18 protein-coding genes are annotated in these 19,070 nt (G+C 72.1%); 5 read left to right on the top strand and 13 right to left on the bottom strand.

The genetic code is table 11. The features are described 5' to 3' along the window. The first annotated feature begins 92 nt into the window (after positions 1-92). From AB1578_06335 to AB1578_06320, 4 genes are read left to right on the top strand one after another with little or no spacing between them, the layout of a single operon-like run. Positions 93-953: a TRAP transporter TatT component family protein gene (locus AB1578_06335; GenBank protein ID MEW6487516.1), complete on the top strand. Its 861-nt coding sequence runs from the start codon at positions 93-95 to the stop codon at positions 951-953. Positions 954-970: 17 nt separating this feature from the next. Further along, positions 971-2,035, top strand: coding sequence for a TRAP transporter substrate-binding protein DctP (gene dctP / locus AB1578_06330; GenBank protein ID MEW6487515.1), 1,065 nt, complete (start codon positions 971-973; stop codon positions 2,033-2,035). Beyond that, a complete protein-coding gene (locus tag AB1578_06325; protein MEW6487514.1) occupies positions 2,028-2,573 on the top strand; it encodes a TRAP transporter small permease in 546 nt (181 codons plus the stop codon). The genes dctP and AB1578_06325 overlap by 8 nt, the downstream gene beginning before the upstream one ends. Further along, positions 2,570-3,853 carry a TRAP transporter large permease subunit gene (locus AB1578_06320; GenBank protein ID MEW6487513.1) on the top strand — a complete coding sequence of 428 codons (1,284 nt, stop codon included), beginning with the start codon at positions 2,570-2,572 and terminating at the stop codon, positions 3,851-3,853. Before AB1578_06325 ends, AB1578_06320 begins: the two co-directional genes overlap by 4 nt. On the opposite strand, the gene sigZ is transcribed toward AB1578_06320, so the two are convergent. The 5 genes from sigZ to recR all read right to left on the bottom strand — a co-directional run bounded on the left by sigZ (position 3,811) and on the right by recR (position 8,421). Beyond that, positions 3,811-4,464 (bottom strand): RNA polymerase sigma factor SigZ, encoded by a 654-nt coding sequence (gene sigZ / locus AB1578_06315; GenBank protein MEW6487512.1) that lies wholly within the window; start codon positions 4,462-4,464, stop codon positions 3,811-3,813. The two genes, AB1578_06320 and sigZ, sit on opposite strands and share 43 nt — an antisense overlap. Before the next feature lie 9 nt (positions 4,465-4,473). Next, the gene (locus AB1578_06310; protein MEW6487511.1) at positions 4,474-5,298 is read right to left on the bottom strand and encodes an arsenite methyltransferase; all 825 of its coding nucleotides are present in this window, start codon (positions 5,296-5,298) and stop codon (positions 4,474-4,476) included. A 466-nt stretch (positions 5,299-5,764) separates the two neighbouring features. Further along, positions 5,765-6,019 carry a dodecin family protein gene (locus tag AB1578_06305; protein MEW6487510.1) on the bottom strand — a complete coding sequence of 85 codons (255 nt, stop codon included), beginning with the start codon at positions 6,017-6,019 and terminating at the stop codon, positions 5,765-5,767. Between the two features lie 210 nt (positions 6,020-6,229). Beyond that, positions 6,230-7,699, bottom strand: coding sequence for a helicase HerA-like domain-containing protein (locus tag AB1578_06300; protein ID MEW6487509.1), 1,470 nt, complete (start codon positions 7,697-7,699; stop codon positions 6,230-6,232). A gap of 128 nt (positions 7,700-7,827) precedes the next feature. Then, positions 7,828-8,421 (bottom strand): recombination mediator RecR, encoded by a 594-nt coding sequence (recR, locus tag AB1578_06295; GenBank protein MEW6487508.1) that lies wholly within the window; start codon positions 8,419-8,421, stop codon positions 7,828-7,830. 380 nt (positions 8,422-8,801) lie between these two features. Here recR and AB1578_06290 point away from each other — a divergent pair, with 380 nt between their 5' ends. Next, positions 8,802-9,983, top strand: coding sequence for an SAM-dependent methyltransferase (locus AB1578_06290; protein ID MEW6487507.1), 1,182 nt, complete (start codon positions 8,802-8,804; stop codon positions 9,981-9,983). Here the strand turns inward: AB1578_06290 and cheB are convergent. From cheB to AB1578_06250, 8 genes are all read right to left on the bottom strand, one after another. Next, entirely contained in the window at positions 9,869-11,062 is a 1,194-nt protein-coding gene (gene cheB / locus AB1578_06285; GenBank protein ID MEW6487506.1) for a chemotaxis-specific protein-glutamate methyltransferase CheB, read from the bottom strand. The two genes, AB1578_06290 and cheB, sit on opposite strands and share 115 nt — an antisense overlap. Next, positions 11,062-12,624 carry a methyl-accepting chemotaxis protein gene (locus AB1578_06280; GenBank protein ID MEW6487505.1) on the bottom strand — a complete coding sequence of 521 codons (1,563 nt, stop codon included), beginning with the start codon at positions 12,622-12,624 and terminating at the stop codon, positions 11,062-11,064. Before AB1578_06280 ends, cheB begins: the two co-directional genes overlap by 1 nt. Continuing rightward, a complete protein-coding gene (locus AB1578_06275; GenBank protein ID MEW6487504.1) occupies positions 12,621-14,111 on the bottom strand; it encodes a methyl-accepting chemotaxis protein in 1,491 nt (496 codons plus the stop codon). Before AB1578_06275 ends, AB1578_06280 begins: the two co-directional genes overlap by 4 nt. Continuing rightward, entirely contained in the window at positions 14,108-14,578 is a 471-nt protein-coding gene (locus AB1578_06270) for a chemotaxis protein CheW (protein ID MEW6487503.1), read from the bottom strand. Before AB1578_06270 ends, AB1578_06275 begins: the two co-directional genes overlap by 4 nt. Further along, positions 14,575-15,126: a chemotaxis protein CheW gene (locus AB1578_06265; GenBank protein ID MEW6487502.1), complete on the bottom strand. Its 552-nt coding sequence runs from the start codon at positions 15,124-15,126 to the stop codon at positions 14,575-14,577. The genes AB1578_06270 and AB1578_06265 overlap by 4 nt, the downstream gene beginning before the upstream one ends. Positions 15,127-15,133: 7 nt before the next feature. Continuing rightward, entirely contained in the window at positions 15,134-17,170 is a 2,037-nt protein-coding gene (locus AB1578_06260) for a chemotaxis protein CheA (protein MEW6487501.1), read from the bottom strand. Continuing rightward, positions 17,167-18,096, bottom strand: a complete 930-nt coding sequence (locus AB1578_06255) for a DUF4388 domain-containing protein (GenBank protein MEW6487500.1) — start codon at positions 18,094-18,096, stop codon at positions 17,167-17,169. The genes AB1578_06260 and AB1578_06255 overlap by 4 nt, the downstream gene beginning before the upstream one ends. Positions 18,097-18,422: 326 nt before the next feature. Continuing rightward, a complete protein-coding gene (locus AB1578_06250; protein ID MEW6487499.1) occupies positions 18,423-18,893 on the bottom strand; it encodes a YbhB/YbcL family Raf kinase inhibitor-like protein in 471 nt (156 codons plus the stop codon). Between the last annotated feature and the right edge of the window lie 177 nt (positions 18,894-19,070).

Raw genomic sequence — 19,070 nt, 5'->3', positions numbered from 1 at the left:
CGACACCGGCGCAACCCAGGGCTCGGCTCCCGCGGTTGAAATCGAGCGCGTTTGATCGTAGCCTTGGCGCACCCGCGACCGAGGACCCATCGATGCGCCGCCTCTTCTCCCTCGCCTTCTCCCTCCTTCTGCCCCTCCCCTTCCTGTGGGGCTGCGCAGGCCTCGTGAGCTCGGCCACCGGCCGGCTCGCAGGCAACGTCTCCTCGGCCATCCTGAACCAGGACGACGCGGCGACGGTGCGGGACGGAGCCCCGGCCTACCTCCTCATGATCGACGGGCTCATCGAGGGGGAGCCCGAGAGCGAGAGCCTGCTCTTGGCCGGCGCCCGCCTCTACGGGGCCTATGCTGCTGCCTTCGTGGACGACCCGGACCGGGTGCGCCGGCTCGCTGGAAAGGCGCGAGACTACGGACTGCGCGCCCTGTGCCTGCGCCGGCCCGAGCTCTGCGCCGCGGCGGCCGCCCCCTTCGACGACTTCGTGGGCCGGCTCGCCGACGCCGGGCGCGCCGACATGCCCGCCCTCTACGGCTTCGCGGCAGCCTGGGCCGGGTGGGTGCAGGCCAACCCGGACGACTGGACGGCGGTGGCCGACCTGCCCAAGGTGGAGGCGGCCATGGCCCGGGTGGCAGCCCTGGACGAGGCCTACGACCGGGGAGGCGCGCACCTCTACCTCGGGGTGCTCGCCACCCTGCGCCCCGAGAGCCTGGGCGGCAGGCCCGAGGAAGGCCGGCGCCACTTCGAGCGGGCCGACGCCCTGGCCCAGGGCCGAAACCTCATGGCCAAGGTGCTCTTCGCCCGGCACTACGCCCGCCTGGTGTTCGACCGGGAGCTCCACGACCGGCTCCTCGGCGAGGTGTTGGACGCCGAACCCCGGGTGCCGGGCCTCACCCTCTCCAACGTCCTCGCCCGGGAGCAGGCCCGCGAGCTCCTGGCCGGGGCCGAGGACTACTTCTGACCTGGAGGGAGCCCCCCATGCCCCCGCTACGCCTCTCCCGCGCCGCCGCGGCCGCGCTCGTTTTCGCCCTTGGGGCCCTGGTCGCCCCCCTGGCTCTGGCCCCGCCGGCAGCCGCACAGAAGCAGACCCTCAAGATCGCCACCCTGGCCCCGGAAGGGACCTCCTGGATGCAGGAGCTGCGCAAGGGCGCCGAGGAGGTGGCCGCCGCCACCCAGGGGCGGGTGGAGATCCGGTTCTACCCGGGGGCGGTGATGGGCAACGACAAGACCGTGCTCCGGAAGATCCGGGCCGGCCAGCTCCAGGGCGGCGCCTTCACGGGCGGGAGCCTCGACGAGGTGTACCGCGACACGGCCATCTACGGCCTGCCGTTCCTCTTCCGCTCCTACGACGAGGTGGACTACGTGCGGGAGAGGGTGGACCCCCTGCTCAAGGAAGGCCTCGCCCGGGGGGGCATGGTGGCCCTGGGCATCAGCGAGGGCGGCTTCGCCCACGTTCTGTCCGGGAGCCCCGTGCGCAAGGTGGAGGACCTCCGGGGCAAGAAGATGTGGGTTCCCGAGGGAGACGTGGTGAGCCAGGTGACCCTCGAAGTGGCGGGCATCTCCCCCGTGCCCCTGCCCCTGGCCGACGTCTACACCGGGCTCCAGACCCGCCTCGTGGACACCGTGGCCACCACCTCGGCGGCGGCCATCGCGTTCCAGTGGCACACCCGGGTCAAGTACTTCACCGACGTGCCCCTCCTGTACCTGGTCGGCGTGGTGGCGGTGGACCAGAAGGCCCTGGACCGGCTCCGCCCCGAAGACCGGGCCGCCGTGCTGGAAAAGATGGGCGCGGCGCTGGCCCGGCTCGACGTCTTGAACCGCCAGGGCAACGCCGGCGCCCGGGAGGCGCTTCGCCAGCAGGGCATCGCCTTCGTGGGCCCCGAGTCGCCCGAAGAGCTGGCCCGCTGGCGGGGGATCGCGGTCGAAGCCCTGGAGCGGCTTCGGGCCCGGCAGGCCTACACCCCGGAGACCCTCGAGGTCATCCGGGGCCACCTGGAGGCCTATCGCGCCGCCCGGCCGGCGCAGGGCGGCCGGGATGGCTGAGCGGCTCGCGGCCGGCGCCGCCTTCTGGCTCCGGCTCCTGCGGTACACCGAGGACGCGCTCCTGGGGCTCCTCCTGGCCGTCATGGTCCTCCTGGCCGGCGGCCAGATCCTGCTGCGGAACGTCTTCGAGACCGGCCTCTTCTGGGCGGACCCCCTCCTGCGGGCCCTGGTGCTGTGGGTCGGGCTCCTGGGTGCGGTGGTGGCCAGCCGGGAGGACCGGCACATCGCCATCGACTTCGCCTCCCGCCTCCTGCCCGCCCACCTGAAGGGCTGGACCCGTCCCGTCACGAGCCTCTTCACCGCGGGGGTCTCGGCGGTGGTCGCCTACCACGCCGTGCGCTTCGTCGCCTCGGACTACGCCGCCGGCACCACCGCGTTCGGCGGGCTCCCGGCCTGGGCGGTGGAGGCGGTGGTCCCCCTGGCGTTTGCCCTCATCTCCCTGCGCTACGGCGTCCTGTGCGCGGTGCAGGTTCGGCGCGCCGCGCAGGGAGGGCGCGGGGGGAAGCCCCCCGGGACGCCCCTCCGGAAGCCCGAATGATCGTCGCCGGCCTCCTGCTGCTGGGCGCGGCCCTCCTGGGGGCGCCTCTCTTCGCGGTGATCGCGGGGGGCGCCCTCCTGGGTTTTTCCCGGGCGGGGGTGGACCTCTCGGTGGTGGCCATCGAGATCTACCGCCTGGCGGAGATGCCAGTGTTGCTCGCCATCCCGCTCTTCACCTTCGCCGGATACCTCCTGGGGGAGAGCCAGGCGCCCCGCCGCCTCGTGCGGATCACCAACGCGCTGCTCGGCTGGCTCCCCGGGGGGCTCGCCATGGTCGCCCTCGTGGCGTGCGCCCTCTTTACGGCCTTTACGGGGGCCTCGGGGGTGACCATCGTGGCGCTGGGCTCGCTCCTCTACCCGGCCCTGCGGGAGGCGGGCTACCCGGAGCGCTTCAGCCTGGGGCTGGTGACCACCTCCGGGAGTCTGGGGCTCCTGTTTGCCCCGTCGCTTCCCCTCATCCTCTACGGGGTGGTGGCCCAGCAACTGGGAGTGGGAACCCCGGTGCGGATCGACGACCTCTTTCGGGCGGGTCTCTTGCCCGGGCTCCTGATGCTGGCGCTCCTCTCGGGGTGGAGCGCGTGGGTCGGGCGCAACCGGGACCGCCCGCCCCAGAAGTTTTCGTGGCGCGAGGCCCTGGCGAGCCTGCGGGATTCCGCCTGGGAGATCCCCCTGCCGCTTCTCGTCCTGGGGGGCATCTACAGCGGGACCTTCGCGGTCTCGGAGGCGGCGGCGGTCACCGCGCTGTACGTGCTGGTGGTGGAGGTGGGGATCCGCCGGGAGATTCCCCTCGCCCGGCTCCCCGCCGTGATGCGCGAGTCGATGGTGCTGGTGGGGGGGGTGCTCCTGATTCTGGGGGCGTCGCTGGCGAGCACCAACTACATGATCGACGCCGAGGTGCCCACGCGGCTCTTCGAGGCGATCCGCGCCCACGTGGACAGCCGGCTGGCGTTTCTCGTGCTCCTGAACCTCTTCCTCCTGGTGCTCGGCACCATGCTCGACATCTTCTCCGCCCTGGTGATCGTGATCCCCATCATCCTGCCGGTGGCCCTGGGGTACGACATCCACCCCGTGCACCTGGGGATCGTCTTCCTCGCCAACATGCAGATCGGCTACTTCACCCCGCCCGTGGGGATGAACCTCTTCATCGCGAGCTACCGCTTCGAAAAGCCCGTCCTCGAGCTCTACCGGGCCACCCTGCCCTTCTTCTTCCTGCTGCTCGCGGCGATCCTCGTCCTCACCTACTGGCCCTGGCTGAGCCTCGTGCTCCTGGGCCTGGGCTGACCGAGCCGAGCGCCCCCGCCCGGCAGCGTGCCGGCCCCGGGGGCGCCCGTACCCCGGCTCTCTTCCCGACAGCCGCACCGGCCGCCGTCCCGGACCTCGTAGTCGATCGCCCGGCCCCGGCCGTCGAGCTCGATCCGGCAGCACGCCAGCAACCTCTCCTTCAGGAGGGCCCGGCCCCGCTGGACGCGCGACTTCCCCCCGGAAAGGGACAGGCCCAGCCGCTGGGCGATCTCCTTCTGGGGCCTTCCCCGGAGCTCGGACAAAACCACGGCCTCGCGATAGGCGGGGGGGAGGCTCTCCACCATGGGGATCAGGCAGGCGCCGATGTCCCGGCGAGCCTGCTCGTCGTCCTCGGCGCTCGGTGCCGCGAGCTCCGCCGGCAGAGCCTCCTCCGGCCTCCAGGCGCGGTAGTGATCCACGATGGCGTTTCGCGCGATCCGAAAGAGCCACCCCCCGAGCTTCTCCCGGGAGCGCAGGTCCCCGAGCTTCTCCTGGGTCTTCAGGAACACGTCCTGCACGATGTCTTGCGCCGTCGCCGGGTCGCGCACCCGCCGGGCCACGAAACCGGCGAGCCGCGCGTGGTACTCTCGCCAGATCGGTTCGATGTCCATGGGCCCTTCCTACGGTTTCACCGCCTCGATGGTCGCCGAGGTGATGGAGTCCTCGATCTTCCTCCCGGGCAGCCAAGCCTCCACGAGCGCCCGGCTCTCGGCCCGCGGTGTGACGCGGATGCTCTCGAACCCCGCCTCCGCCAGGAGGCGCGTCACCTCGTCCACCGTGGAGGCTCCCGCGACGCAGCCCGTGAGCAGACCCACGTCCTCCCGCAGGGCCGGGGGAAGCTCGGCCAGGGCCACGATGTCCGACACCGCCAGTCTCCCCCCGTTTCGGAGGACGCGGAAGGCCTCTCGAAAGACCTTGTCCTTTTCGGGAGAGAGGTTGATGACGCAGTTGGAGAGGATGACGTCCACCGAGGCGTCGGCCACCGGCAGGGCCTCGATCTCGCCCAGGCGAAACTCCACGTTGGCGGCCTTCGCCTGGCGCGCGTTGGCCCGGGCCTTCGCCACCATCTCGGGCGTCATGTCTACGCCGATCACCCGGCCGCCCGCCCCGACGGCCCGGGCCGCGAGGAAGCAGTCGAAACCCGCCCCGCTCCCCAGATCCAGGACGGTCTCGCCGGCCTTGAGCCCGGCGATGGCGTGGGGATTGCCGCAGCCCAGCCCCAGGTTGCTCTCCGGCGGCGCGGCATGGACGTCCTCGGCCGAATACCCGAGGACCGCCGCGACTTCCGGCGCCGTCGGTGCAGCAGGAGCGGTCCGGGGCGCGCAGCACGCAACGGCCCCCCCCGGCGCGCACCCGCACCCGGCACCCACACCCGCCGCCTGGGCCACCTTCCCGTAGTTCTCCCTCACCGCCTTGCGAATTTCTTCGTTTCCCAGGGTACGCATGATCTGTCTCCTCCAGGGTTAGGTGCTTGGTTCTCGCACTCTGGAAGACGCAGACCGAGGGAAAAGGACGCAGCCGATCCTCGGGTGATGGGGGTGGGGGGACACGTTGGATCCTAGTTCACTGCTGGTCGCACGACGACGGTGGGAAACCTCGCCCGCGCGTAGCGGCCATTTGCCGCGCAGGAGGGGCAGGGCCCAAGCCGGACTGGCGCGAGGACGCCCTTTTCACGTGAGTTTCGGTGCGGTCCGACGCCGTGCGGGGTCGCTGGCCTCCGGGTGCGTCCGGCCCCGGAATCGGTCGGTCGAACCGGCACCCGGCCTCAGAGCGTGTGAATCCATCTGCTGCGCGGCCGGATGGCTGCGTTGCCGGCTCGCTCGCTCCTCGCCCATCTACTTGACATGTCCCGTCGTTCACTCGCCGGCGCCTTGCACTGCGGCCTGCTCGCAACGATTACTTCACACGCTCTCACTCCCCCGGGTCGGCGGCGCTGGCCTGCACCATCTTGCTGAATTCCTTCAGCGAGGAAACCTTGTAGGACATCTGGAGGCGCACCCGGAAGGTGATCAGGGCGCCGGTCATCTTCACGTCCATGCGCACGACCTCCCCCACCCGCAACTCGCGCATCCCAATGGCCTTGGCATCGTCGATGGCCTGCCGGGTCGCGTCTTCCCAGGACTTGGTGCTCGTTCCGACCAGTTCGATGAATTGATAGGAGCTCATGGCGCGCCTCCGCTTCCCAATGGGTTGGCGAGTTGATCTGTGCCGCTGGTTCTACCCGATCCCGAACTCCGCTGCAAGCAGGGGCCCCCGCCTGGATCCACCGTCCGGGCGGAGAGGCGCCGTTCACCCCCGGGGGAGGAGAGGCCACCTCGGCCAGCAGAGCTTGCGCTTGCCCAGGCGACCTGGCCTCGTCGCCTCCGGGAAAGCGAGCTACCTCCTCCCTCCGAACAAGGACCCCAGGAGGCCCCTCACGACCTGGCGGCCCACCTGGCTGCCCACGGCCCGTACGGCGCTCTTGGCGAAGGCTTCCGCGAAGCTGTCTCTTCCCCTGGCTGCCTTGGGGGGTGCGGCGGGCCGCGTGGAAGGGGCCGCGGCGGGGAGCTCGCCCTGCGCCGTTTTCGCGCGGCGCTCCAGTACCTCGTAGGCCGAGTCGCGGTCCACGCTGCGCTCGTAGTGGCCGTAGAGGGTCGAGCTGCGGATGATCTCGGCGCGCTCCGCGTCGGACAGCGGGGTGAGGCAGCTCCGGGGCGGATACACGAGCGCCCGGTCCACGGGCACGGGAGTGCCTTTCTCGTCGAGGAACGAGATCAGGGCTTCCCCCACCCCGAGCTGGGTGATGGCACCCGCCACGTCGAGGCCCGGCCTGGGGCGGAACGTCTCGGCGGCGGCCTTGACCGCCCTCTGCTCCCGGGGGCTGAAGGCCCGCAGGGCATGCTGCACCCGGTTTCCGAGCTGGCCGAGCACCTCGTCGGGGACGTCGAGGGGGTTCTGGGTGCAGAAGTACACTCCCACGCCCTTGGACCGGATGAGTCGGGCCACCTGCTCGATCTTCTGCCGCAGGGCCGGGGGGGCTTCGTCGAAGAGCAGGTGGGCCTCGTCGAAGACGAAGACGATCCGGGGCTTTTCGGGATCGCCCACCTCGGGCAGGGCCTCGAAGAGCTCCGAGAGGAGCCAGAGGAGGAAGGTGGCATACAGTTTGGGGGTCTGCATGAGCCGCTGGGCTGCCAGGAGGTGGATCACGCCCCGGCCCCGGGCGTCGGTCTGGAGCAGGTCGAAGAGGTCGAGCGCCGGCTCGCCGAAGAACCGCGCTCCCCCCTGCTCCTCCAAGGCCAGGAGGCCTCGCTGGATCGCCCCGACGCTCGCCGCGGAGACGTTGCCGTACCGCGTGCGCAGCTCCGACGCCCGCTCCCCCACGAGGGCCACCAGGGCCCGCAGATCCTTGAGATCCAGCAGGAGCAGGCCCTCGTCGTCGGCCATTCGGAACGCGACGGTCAGCACGCCCTCCTGGGTCTCGTTCAAGTTGAGGAGCCGGGCCAGGAGCAGCGGCCCCATCTCCGAAACCGTGGTGCGCACGGGGTGCCCCCGCTCGCCGAAGAGGTCCCAGAACATCACGGGGAAGCCTTCGTAGGCGAAGCCGCCGAGCCCCAGCTCCCGGACCCGTGTCTCCACCTTGGGGTTGTCCCCGCCCGCCCGGGCGAGCCCCGACAGGTCGCCCTTCACGTCGGCAAGGAATACCGGCACCCCGAGGGCACTGCATCCCTCGGCCAGCACGCGCACGGTCACGGTCTTCCCCGTGCCGGTGGCCCCGGCCACCAGGCCGTGCCGGTTCATCATCCGCGGCAGGAGGAGCGCCTCCTGCGTGCCGCGCGCCAGGGTCAGGGGGGAGAGGGAGAACGACATGGTCACCTCCGGGTCGGGGGTTTGCCGTGCTTCGTCTAGCGCAGGGGCCCGGCACCGTCAAGACGCGCCCCACCCGGACCCCGCGACCGCCGCTGCGGCCGGCCGGATACCGACCGAATCCCGTCCCTTCAGTACGCCCCCCGTCCCTCCAGGGCCCGACCCAGGGTCAGGGCGTCGGCGTACTCCAGGTCTCCGCCCATGGGAACGCCGCGGGCGATGCGGGTCACCTTGGCGCCCAGGGGGGTGAGGGCCTGCTTGATGTAGAGGGCTGTGGCGTCGCCCTCCACGTCGGGGTTGGTGGCCAGGATCACCTCTTCCACCCCCTGCTCCCGCACCCGGTCGAGGAGCTCCCGGATGTGCAGGTCCCCCGGGCCCACCCCTTCCATGGGGGAGAGGTGGCCGCCCAGCACGTGGTACTGGCCGAAGTAGGAACGCGTGCGCTCCACGGCCATGAGACTCGCCTGGTCCTCCACCACGCAGAGCAGGCGCCGGTTGCGCCGCGGCGAGGTACAGACCTCGCAGGGATCGGCCTCGGTGAGCTGGAAGCACACGGAGCACGGGCGGATCTTCTCCACCACGTCGGTGAGCGCCCGGGCCAGGGCGGCGGCATTTTCCGGGGGCGCCCGCAAGACGTGGAGGGCGAACCGCACGGCGGTCTTCTCGCCCACCCCGGGCAGCTTCTGGAGCTCCCGAAGGAGACGTGCGATGGGGGGTGGAAACATGGGGCATGCCTCTGCGAGCGAAGGGTTCGGGCAGAAAGGTAACCGAATCCGTCCGGGCGGTCCACGCAATCCCCCAACCAGTTGCCAGGAAGCCCAGGAACAGGCACCTCATCTCGGGGCGGGATCCGGGAGCCCCGGAGCCTGGCCCCGTATCGCATCGACCGATCCGCCACAACTTGGGAACAGCGGTGAAGCCGGGCGCACCGGTTTCGCGAAAGGTCCTTCGTCCAACTGGCGCGAATTGCGGGCGAAGCGCAGGGGCTCCCGGATCCCGCTCACCACCCAGGTGGCGGTGCCCGGTGAGGTCCCGGCATCTTGCATCCCCAGGGGATTTGCCGGAGACTCGCTCCCCGCACCCCTACCCTCCGGGAGCCGTCTGCGTGGACCAACCCCTCTTGCGCTGGATCGCGGACCGCATCGCGGAGCGGGGCCCCGTGCCGTTCGCCACCTTCATGGAGTGGGCCCTGTACCACCCGGAGCACGGCTACTACAGCTCGGGCCGGGTGCGGGTGGGGGACGACCGGGGCGACTTCACCACGGCGCCCCACCTGACGGGGCTCTTCGCCCGCTGCCTCGCCCGCTTCGTACGGCGGGTGGACCAGGCGCTGGGGCAGCCGGATCCCTTCGTGCTGGCGGAAGGCGGGCCCGGGGAGGGGCGTCTGGCCCGGGACCTCCTGGACTGCCTCCGGGAGACCGCTCCCCACCTGTACCGCCGCCTGCGCTACGCCCCCGATGAGGCGAGCCCGGCGCTGCGGGAGCGCCAGGCCCTCCTGTGGGCCCCCCACCGGGACCGGCTCTCCCCGTGGCCGCCCCCGGCCCCGGTGCAGGGGATCTACCTCTCCAACGAGCTCCTGGACGCCTTTCCGGTGCACCGGCTGGTTCGCCGGCAAGAAGCTCTCCTCGAGATCCACGTGGCGCTGGAAGAGGCAGGCAAGAACCCACAGGAGACCCCCCGCCTGCGCGAGGTCCTCCTGCCTCCGAGCCGGCCCGAGCTCGCGGCCCGGTGGGCTCGCTGGGAGGCGGGGGGAGTGGCGCTTCCAGAGGGGTGCGAGGCGGAGGTGAACCTCCAGGCGAGGAGCTGGCTCGCCGGGGTGAGCTCCGCCCTGGCCCGAGGAGTGGTCCTCACCATCGACTACGGAGACGAGGCCGCGCGCCTCTATGGTCCCCGCCGCCCCCGGGGCACCGCGCTGGCCTACCGGGCCCATCGCGCCGTGGTGGACCTCCTGGAGGACCCCGGAGGGCAGGACCTCACCGCCCACGTGGACTTCACGTCCTTGCGCCGCGACGGTGAGGAGCTCGGCCTGGAGGCCGCCCCCTTGCTTCACCTGAGGGACTTCCTCTTCGCCTCGGGGCTCCTGGAGGACCTGGAGGCACTCGAACGAGACGGGCTCGACGAGACGGCCGCGTGGGAGGCCCGACGGGCCGCGGCCCCGCTACTCCTCCCCGGTCAAGGAATGGGCGAAGCCTTCCAGGTGCTGGTGCAGGCGCGCGGCGTGGGGCTCTCGGCCCTGCCCCTGGACCCCGCCGCCTCGCGCTCCGGAGCCTCCCGGGCCGGCGTCTGATCCGCCGCCGCTTCGGGGCTCCCCTCCCCCCACAGGCGCATCAGGTGCACCGCCAGCTCGGGCAGGGGCAGCAGGCGGTCCACGCACCCGGTGGCCGCGGCCTGCTTGGGCATGCCGTAGATCGCGGCGGTCTCTTCCGACTCGGCCAGGACCTCTCCGCCTGCCTCCTTGACCCTGCGCACCCCCTGGGAACCGTCCCTGCCCATCCCCGTGAGCACCACGGCGGTGAGGCGGGGACCGAACGCCTGGGCCGCGCTCTCGAAGAGCCGGTCCACGCTCGGGGCGCAGTTCTCGCCCACGGCCGGGACGAGGTCCAGGAAGGCGGCGTCCCCCTCTCCCCGCACGACCAGGTGGCTTCCGCCCGGCGCCACCAGCACCTCACCCGGGCACACCGGGTCTCCCGCCTCCGCCTCCCGGACGGTGACCGACAGCAGGGTGTCCAGGCGGCGGGCGAAGGCCTCGGTGAAGCCGGCGGGCATGTGCTGGGCCACCAGCACTGCCGCCCGAGGGGACCGGGGAAGACCGCTCAGGAAGTACTGGAGTGTGGGCGGGCCGCCCGAGGAGGAGCCGATCACCACCACCGGGAAGCCCCGCCGGAGAGACACGCCAAGCGAGCTCCCCTCCGCGGCGATCCACCCGGCCTCCCCCGGGGCGGAAGCGGCGGTGGGCAGCCAGAGTTGCCGCAGCTTCAGTCGAAGCTCGGCGGCAATGACCTCCAGATCCCGATAGGGATTCTCGGGCTTCGACACGAACCCCGAGGCCCCCAGCTCCAGGGCACGCTCCACGTTGCACAGGTCCGCGTGGGAGCTCACCACCAGCACGGGAGCCGCGCAGCGGCGCCGGAAGAGGCGCAGGAAGGTGAATCCGTCCATGACGGGCATTTCGAGGTCGAGGGTGACGAGGTCGGGTGGAGACTTCAGGGCACTTTGAAGGGCCACCTGGCCGTTGGCCACACCCTGGACGCAGCCCACGAGGGGATCGGCCTCGAGGACGCGCCGCAGGACCTGGCGGGCATAGGGGCTGTCGTCCACCACCAGGACGCGCGCCCCCGCCCCCACTGGTGCCGTGCCGCCCTCCATCACCCGGCCCCGCCCCCGCCGGCGCGCGGTGCGGCCCGGGCGCCCAGCGCTCCGGCTCCCTCCTGCAGTTCGGCACAGAGCGCCTCCAGGGCGCGCATGCCGTCCTCCTGCCCGCCGTTCTCCTCGCGAAGGCGCGTCAGGTGCTCCTGGATCGCCCCCGCGTCCTCGCGCCCCGCCCGAAGCGCGGCGAGCTCGGCCTTGAGATTGTGGTCCACCGCTGCGATGGCCTCGGAAAGGTAGCGGCTCACCTCGGCCTGCTCCGCGGTGGCGATCCGCACGTGGCCGGTGAGGGTGCGCATCTCCTCCGCGCCCGCGCGCACCTTCTCTCCCGTGACCCGGTGCTCCTGGGCCGCGTTGCGGATGTGGCCCACCAGGGCGGCCACCTGCTGCACCGACGTCATCACCCGCTCGCTGTCCCGCGTCTGCTGCTCCGTCGCGCGCAGGATGCTCTGGGACCGATCGTGGGAGAGGCGGGCCGTGGCCAGGATGCGCTCGAGGGCGTGCCCCGCCCGCTCCGCGAGCACCACGCTCCCGGCGGTGGCTTCCTCCCCCTTGGCCGTCGCCTGGGCGGCGGCCTCCATGCGCTGGCCGATGCCCCGGTTGAGCCGCGCGATCTCGCCGGTGCTGGCCGCGGTGCGGTCCGAGAGGTTCTTGATCTCGTGGGCCACCACGGCGAAGCTCTTGCCGTGCTCGCCCGCCTGGGCCGCGATGATGGCCGCGTTGAGGGCCAGGAGCTTGGTGCGGTCGTTGATCTCGTTGATGATCTTCACCACCCCGCCGATGGCCTGGGAGGCTTCCGCCAGATCCCCCATGGCCCGGGCGGTCTCCTGGATGGCGGCGTAGGAGGCGTGGATGCCCTCCAGGGTCTCCTGCACGGCCGCGCTCCCCTCCCCGGCCGCCTCCCCCAGCCGGCCGCTCAACTGCACGCCCTCGCGGGCGCTTTGCTCGATCTCGCGCGTGGAGTCGCCGATCTGGGCCACGGCGTTGGCGGTGGCATCCGTTTCGCCGGCCAGGACCTCCACCCGATCTCCCACCTCCACCACCGACGCGACCATCTGGTCCACCGAGGCCGCGGTGGTGGCCACATGCTGGGCGAGATAGTCCGAGCTTCGGGCCACCTCTTCGACGCTGGCGGAGAGCTCGATGAGGCTGGCGGAGTTGTCGCTGGTGGAGGACGCAATCGCGGTCAGGTTCGCTCCCATCGCGCCAAGCGAGCGGTCGAGCTCGCCCGCCGCCCCCCGGATGGTCCCCACGCACTCTCCCACGCGAGCCGCCCCCCGGCGCAGTTGCCCCAGGGCCCCCGCACCCTGGGAGCTGCGGGAGCGCAGGCGCTCGGCGAGCTCTCGCTGGTCGCCGCACCGTCTGCGTTCCTCGGCGCTCTCCCCTTCGAGCGCCCCCGCCACGCGCGCCACCTCATCTCCGGTGCCCCTCGGGAGGGGGCCGGGCGGCTTCCCCCGCCCCAAGGCCTCGGCCCTGAGCCGCAGGGCATCCAGGGGCCGCACGACCCACGCCGAGAGACTCCGGGCGGCGATCCCCAGCACGCGACTTCGGAGGGTCTTCACCGCGACTCTCGGCAGGAGGTCCGCACGCTTTGGGCAAACCGCAGCAGCCGCTCGCAGGCCCTCTGACGGGCCTCGGCAGCGGGCCGCCGCGCCTCGAAGCGCAGGATGGCCTGCCGCAGGCGCCCTGCGAGCCGCACCTGCTCGTCGAGACCGTTTCCGAGGCGTTCTGCCGCCGAAGCCAGCTCGCGGGCCTGCTCCCGAAGCGCTGCCCGGCCGGGGTCGACGGGCGCCGGCCCCCGGCGCGGCCCCTGGCGGGGCCCTGCCGCCTCGACCCTTCGGGCCACGTCCCGCGTGCGCACCGCTGCCGCCTCGGCCGCCGACACGAGGGCCCCGATCCCCGCCACCGACGACCGGAGGGACTCCAGGGGTTCGTCGAGGCCCCCGGCCACCCCTCCCACCGCCGCGAACCCGGCCTCGAGCTTCGCCGCCCCCGCTTCGATGAGGGAGACGGCCCGGACCGACTCGCTCTGGAGCGCCGCGATGACGCCTCCGATCTCCTTGGTCGACTCGGCCGTGCGCTCCGCCAGGTCGCGGATCTCCTCGGCCACCACCCCGAACCCCCGCCCGTGCTCTCCGGCCTGGGCGGCGATGATGGCGGCGTTGAGGGCGAGCAGGTTGGTCTGCTCGGTGACATCTTCGATTACGGTCAGGATCGCCCCGATGGCGCCAATCCTCTCCCCGAGGCGCTGCACGGCTCCCACGGCCTCGTTGGAGCCCGCCGTAAAGCGGGCCAGCCCCTCCAGGCCCAGGCGCAGCTGCGCCTGCTGTCTCTCGGCGCCGGAGAGGGCATGGCGGGCGCGCTCACCCGCCCCGGCCCCTTGGGTCGCGAGGGCGTCCACGGCTTCCAGCGACTCCTCCAGCAGCCGCACCGCCGTCTGCCATGGGCCGTTGGGGTCGGCCGCCGCCTCCGGGCTCGGCTCGCCCCCTGCTCCCGCTCCCGCCACCCCCTCCGCCACGGCGCGCCCCGCCGCCGCCAGGCCGTGCAGCTCGCTTCGCGCCTCCGAGAGGTGGGCCTCCACGTCGGCGGCGGCCGCCGTGAGCTCGGCCACCCCTTCGTCCTCCGGCTCTCCCGCGGCGCGCTCTTCGGCCAGGACCTCCTGGGCCCGCTCGCCGAGGGCGGCTCGGAACGCGGCGGCTTCGCTCCCAAACCGGTCCGCCCGGGCCCGGGCCTCTTCCAGCTCCCGCCCCGCTTCCTGGGCTCGTGCCCGGGCCGCCGCAAGGCGCTCTTCCACGCGAACCGCCAGGGGGACGGCGGCATCGGCCGGCTTCCCTTGGAGGACCCCGTCGATGTTTGCCTCCCACCGGGCTGCCGCCTCTGCGAGCCGCCGCTCCTGCCGCCGCAGGAACCAGAACCCTGCCCCGGCCCCCGCCGCAGCGGCCGCCGGGACACCCAGGAGGGAACCCCACAGCGTGCCCAAGAGCGCCGCGCCCGCGGCCAGCGCCCCGCACCCGAGCCATCCCACCCATCGGCGCGCCCCCGGACTCACGGCACACCGCCCGGGGCCGAGGGAGCGTGGTCGGCAAAGAACGGGGGCAGGCGCACCAGGAGGACGACCTGGTCCTCCCCGGGCTCCAGCGGACGGCGAAACGCGGCGACCACGGCGGCCTCCCCGGGGGGAGTTCCCGAGACGGGAGTGAGCTCGTCGGCATCCACCAACATCACGTCCACCACCTGGTCGACCCGGAGCGCAGCCTTCTGTCCCCGGGCCCGCACCACCACCAGGCGGCTGTCCTCGGTCTCCTCCGCAGCGTCCTGCCCCAGCAGTACGCGGTGCAGGTTGTAGACCGTGACGAGCTCGCCCCGCAGGTTGAGCACCCCCGCAAGGTGGGCCGGAGCACCGGGGACGGCGGTGACGGCGTGGGAGCGCAGCAGTTCCCGGATACACCCGATGTCGACCGCAAAGTAGCGCTCCCCAAGGCGAAAGCACAGCAGTTGGAGGGCCGGTGCGCTCATGGGGGGGGCAGCTCGAAGTCGCAGAGGCGCTGTGCGTCGAGCAGCGCCACCAGATTGCCCAGACGGTCGTACCCGAGCCACGCGAGAAAGCGCGGGTCCACCCCCGCCGCGACGCAGGGCTTCTCCAACTCCTCCCGTCGGAACCGCAGCACTCCCTGGACCCGGTCGATGCGGCAGCCCATCCTCTCCTCGCCGTCCTTGAGGACCAGGATGCGGGCACCCCGGGAGGACTCCTCCTCGGGAAGGCCGAGCCTTCTCGCCAGCCCCAGCACCGGGATGACGGCCCCCCGCAGGCTCATCACCCCGAGCACGAACGCTGGGGTGCGGGGCAAGGGCGTGATGGGGCGGGGCAGGACGATCTCGGTGACCGCATCGAGGGGCAGCGCGTAGGTCTCTCCCGCCACCTCGAAGGCCAGGGCCTCGAGGCGGTCCGAGCCGGCCGGACGCCTCCCGGCGCCATCACCTTCCGGGTCTGCCGCATCGGTCCGCAGCGTCTCCAGGAGCTCCCGGCGCCAGCGTGCCGCGTCGGGGAATTGGGTCGGGCTCACGATCTCGTCACCTCCCCTGGAACACGTCTTCCATCAGGGCCGCCACGTCGAGCACGAGCACCGTGCGCTGGTCGCCCAGGTCGGTGGCGCCGGCCAGCCCCCGGATGGCCCGGAGCCGCCGTCCCAGGCTCTTGATCACCACGTCCTGCTGGGTGAGCAGATCGTCCACGGCGAAGGCGACCCGCTTCTCGGCCACCCCCACGACCACGGCGTAGGCCGGCAGCTCCCGGTGCCCGTTGGCCCCCAGGACCGCGTCCACCCGCACCAGCGGCAGGGTGTGGTCCCTGAGGCGAAGCACGGGTTTGCCCTCGAGCACCTTCACCTGCCCGGCTTCCAGCGCCAGGGTCTCGAGCACGCTGCTCAGGGGGATCGCGTAGGTCTGCTGCTCCACGCGCACCAGGAGGGCCTGGATGATGGCCAGGGTGATGGGCAGGGAGATCGTGACCGAGGTGCCGTGCCCCGCTTCGCTCCCCAGCTCGATGAGCCCCGACAGACGGGAGACGTTCTTGCGCAGCACGTCCATCCCCACCCCGCGGCCCGAGAGCTCGGTGACCTCCTCCTTGGTGGAAAAGCCCGGCAGGAAGACCAGGTCGAAGAGCTCCCGGTCGTCCAGGGCCGCCCCGGCGGCCACCAGTCCCCGCTCTTCGGCCTTGCGGCGGATCTTCTCCCGGGAGAGGCCCCGGCCGTCGTCGGAGACCGTGATGGCAACGTGGTTTCCCCGCTGTTGGGCGTCGATGCGGATCTTGCCCCGGCGCGCCTTGCCCGAGGCCTCCCGGTCTTCGGCGGGCTCGATGCCGTGGTCGACCGCGTTGCGGACGACGTGGACGAGGGGATCGCTCAGGTCCTCGACGATGAGCTTGTCGAGCTCGGTTTCCGCACCGGTGATCTCCAAGTCGACTTCCTTGCCCGACTCCTGGAGGATACGGCGCATGACCCGGTGGAGCTTGGAGAAGAGCTGGCCCAGGGGCACCATCCGCACGTCCATGACCGACTGCTGGAGCTCGGAGAGGCGCCGCTCGAACTCCTTGTGCACCTTGGAGAGCTCCAACGCCTCGCCGCTGAAGCCCAGTCGCTCCCGGAGTTGGGTCCCCACGATCTGGATGCGCCCCTTGGTGAGAACCAGCTCCCCCACCAGGTTCATCAACGCGTCGAGCTTGGCCAGATCCACCCGGATCGTCTGGCTCAGGCTTCGCAGTTCGCCGTCGGCCGCCGCACCGCCGGAGCCCTGTTCCTCGGGCGGTTTCGGGGCCGCCGGCTCACGGGCAGCGGGCTCGGGCCCCCCAGGCGGCCTGCCTCCCCCCAGCGCCTCGACCCGGGCGCCGTGGGGCGCGCAGGCGCTTCGTACGGCCTCGATTCCCTCCTTGGTGCCCACCAGGAGCTCGAAGTCCAGGCGGTCGTCGGCAACGGCCCCGGCCGAGGGGAGCGTGGAGATGATCTCCCCGCGCTCCTTGAGGGCCGCGTTGAGGGCCTCGAGGCCGGTGTCGAAGCTCTCGATGGGGAAGCCGACCACAACGCGACACAGGGTGCGCCGGGAATCCTTCAGGGTCTCCCGCAGGCGGTGCACCTCGTACTCGCTGAGCACCTGGATGGCTTCGGGAGCCAGACCCAGCTCCGCCAGGTCGTTGGGGCCGCCGGCGCCGCCCTCCCCCCGGGCCGCTCCCAGGAGCTGCTCCACGAAGGGCGCTACGCGAGGGTCTTCCGGGGAGTGGCCCGCGGCCAGGCGGCCGCACAGCCCCTTGAGGAGGTCCACCCCGGCCAGGAGCAGGTCCACCACCTCCCGGCTGCACGCCGCCTGCCCCATGCGCAGGGCGTCGAGGAGGGACTCCATCTTGTGGGAGAGGTCGGTCATCTGGGCCAGGCCCAGCATGCCCGAGAGCCCCTTGAGGCTGTGGGCGCCCCGGAAGATGGCGTTGATCACCTCGGGGTCCGGGTCCCCGCCGGCGGCCGACGCCTCCAGGGAGAGGAGCCCCTCCGTAACCCGTTCGAGGATCTCGTCGGCCTCCGCCAGGAATTCGCGGATGCCGGCGTCGTCGGCGCGGCTCATCTGCCAGGTTCCGCTCCCGCGGACCCCTCCATGGCCGATACCGCCGCGCGCACGGCGGCAAGAAACGTCTCCCGCCGCGCGTCTCCGCCCGGTGCCGCCCGCTCGCCGGGGGTGGGAAGCGTCACCCGGGCCAGGCTGCCCTGTCCCCTGTCTTCCGGCGGCGTGTCCCCTCCCGGCACCAGGAGCACCACCGGGGCGTCCGCTCGGGCACCGCGCAGGGCGTCCAGGACGGCCCTGCCCCCGTCTTCTGCAACGACGATGGGCGCGGGGCCTCCCGCGGAGGCCCCCAGGAGGTCCACCACCTCCTCGACCCGCTCGCACCGGGTGACCCGGTGTCCCCCTTCCCTCCACTGGGCCCTGCACCGGTCCCCGAGCTCCGCGTCGGCGAGCAGGAGCAGGATGGGGCACCGTCCCTCGCCCGAGCGCTCCTGCGCGGCTCCCTCCCGAGCCAGGAGCCCGGCTTCCACGCCCACCTTCCGGATGAACTCCACGGCGTCGTGGTGGAAGCGGTCGAGGGCTTCGTCCGGCACGCGGAATTGGAACCGGAATCGACCGCCCGGCCAGGAGAACACGTCGTACACGATCTGCCGGGACTGCTCCAGGAGCAGGCGCGCGATGTCCTCCGGCCGCACCCCGAAGGCATCGCAGAGGAGCACTCCCAGCCGGGGCACGCCCCCCTGGTTCCTCTGGCGCTCGAGAGCCCGGTCCAGATCCTCGGGCGCGAGGAGCCCTCCACGCACGAGCAAGGTCCCGATCCCCTCCCGGATCCGGTTGGACTCTGCGCGCAGGAGGCGCCCCTGCTGGAAGTACAGGCGGGCCTCCCGCTCCTGCCAACGGATCTCGAGGACGCCGGATTTCTCGGACGTCCCCACCACCTGGAGGAGGTGGGAGATGTCCATGTAGTTGAGGGTTCCTTCCAGTGCCATCGGACGTCCTCGCGAAAGGGAGAGTGCGGCGTGCGGTCGTGCCCTTAGATCGGCCCACGCAGGCCGGCTCTTTAGGAAACGGTGCCCGGGGAGAGTGGCTGCGGGGTGACGGACTCCGGGGCCGTGGTGGGTCCGGAGGGGCCCGTTAGGGGCGGGGGGCAGCCAAGGCGCGGATAGACCGAGCGGGCCCGCCGGGTCCGCCCTCCGCCCTCCACATCGGTATCGGTATCGGTATCGGTATCGGAATTCCGAACGCCGTCGATACCGATACCGATCCCGATACCGATGGAAACCGGGTCAGGGAGAAACGAAGCGGCGGGCCTGGGTTACTTCTGCTTCCGGTACGTACCCACCAGCTCTGCGCGGGCGAGCACCTTGCCCTCCATGGCCTTCTCCAGCTGGGCCTTGGTGGGGGTGCCCAGGTCGGGGAGGACCTCGTCCAGGGCGTAGAGCTTGTGGAAGTACCGGTGGCGGCCGATGGGCGGGCAGGGCCCGCCGTAGCCCGTGCGCTTCCAGTCGTTGCGCCCCTCCCGGGTGCCGGGCGGGAGCTTCGTCACTGCCTCGGGCAGGCTCCCGGCGGCGGGGGGGAGGTTATAGAGCACCCAATGGACCCAGGTCATCTTGGGAGCCCTGGGGTCGGGGGCGTCGGGATCGTCCACGATCAGCGCAAGGCTGCGGGTGCCCTCGGGAACGCCGGACCAGGCCAGGGGCACCGAGAGGTCTTCCCCTTCGCAGGTGTAGCGCACGGGGATGTCTCCCTGGTGGGCGAACGCCTCGGACGTGAGCGTCAATCCCATGCCGGTCCTCCTCTCCCCCCGCGCGGTGTTGCGGCTTTGCCCGGGCCGGGGGCGCCCGGGCAAAGCACCTCAGTCGTCCAGCTCCACCCAGCGAAACGAGGTCGCCGCGCCCTGCTCCGCCAGGATCTCGCTCCAGACCGCCTCGGGGACCGGAGCCAGCCGCTTGCCCTCGAACCG

It is taken from the genome of Thermodesulfobacteriota bacterium, assembly GCA_040756475.1.
Classification (GTDB): domain Bacteria; phylum Desulfobacterota; class Deferrisomatia; order Deferrisomatales; family JACRMM01; genus JBFLZB01.
The sequence above is the reverse complement of the archived record's forward strand: the minus strand, read 5'-3'. Positions and strand labels throughout refer to the sequence as shown.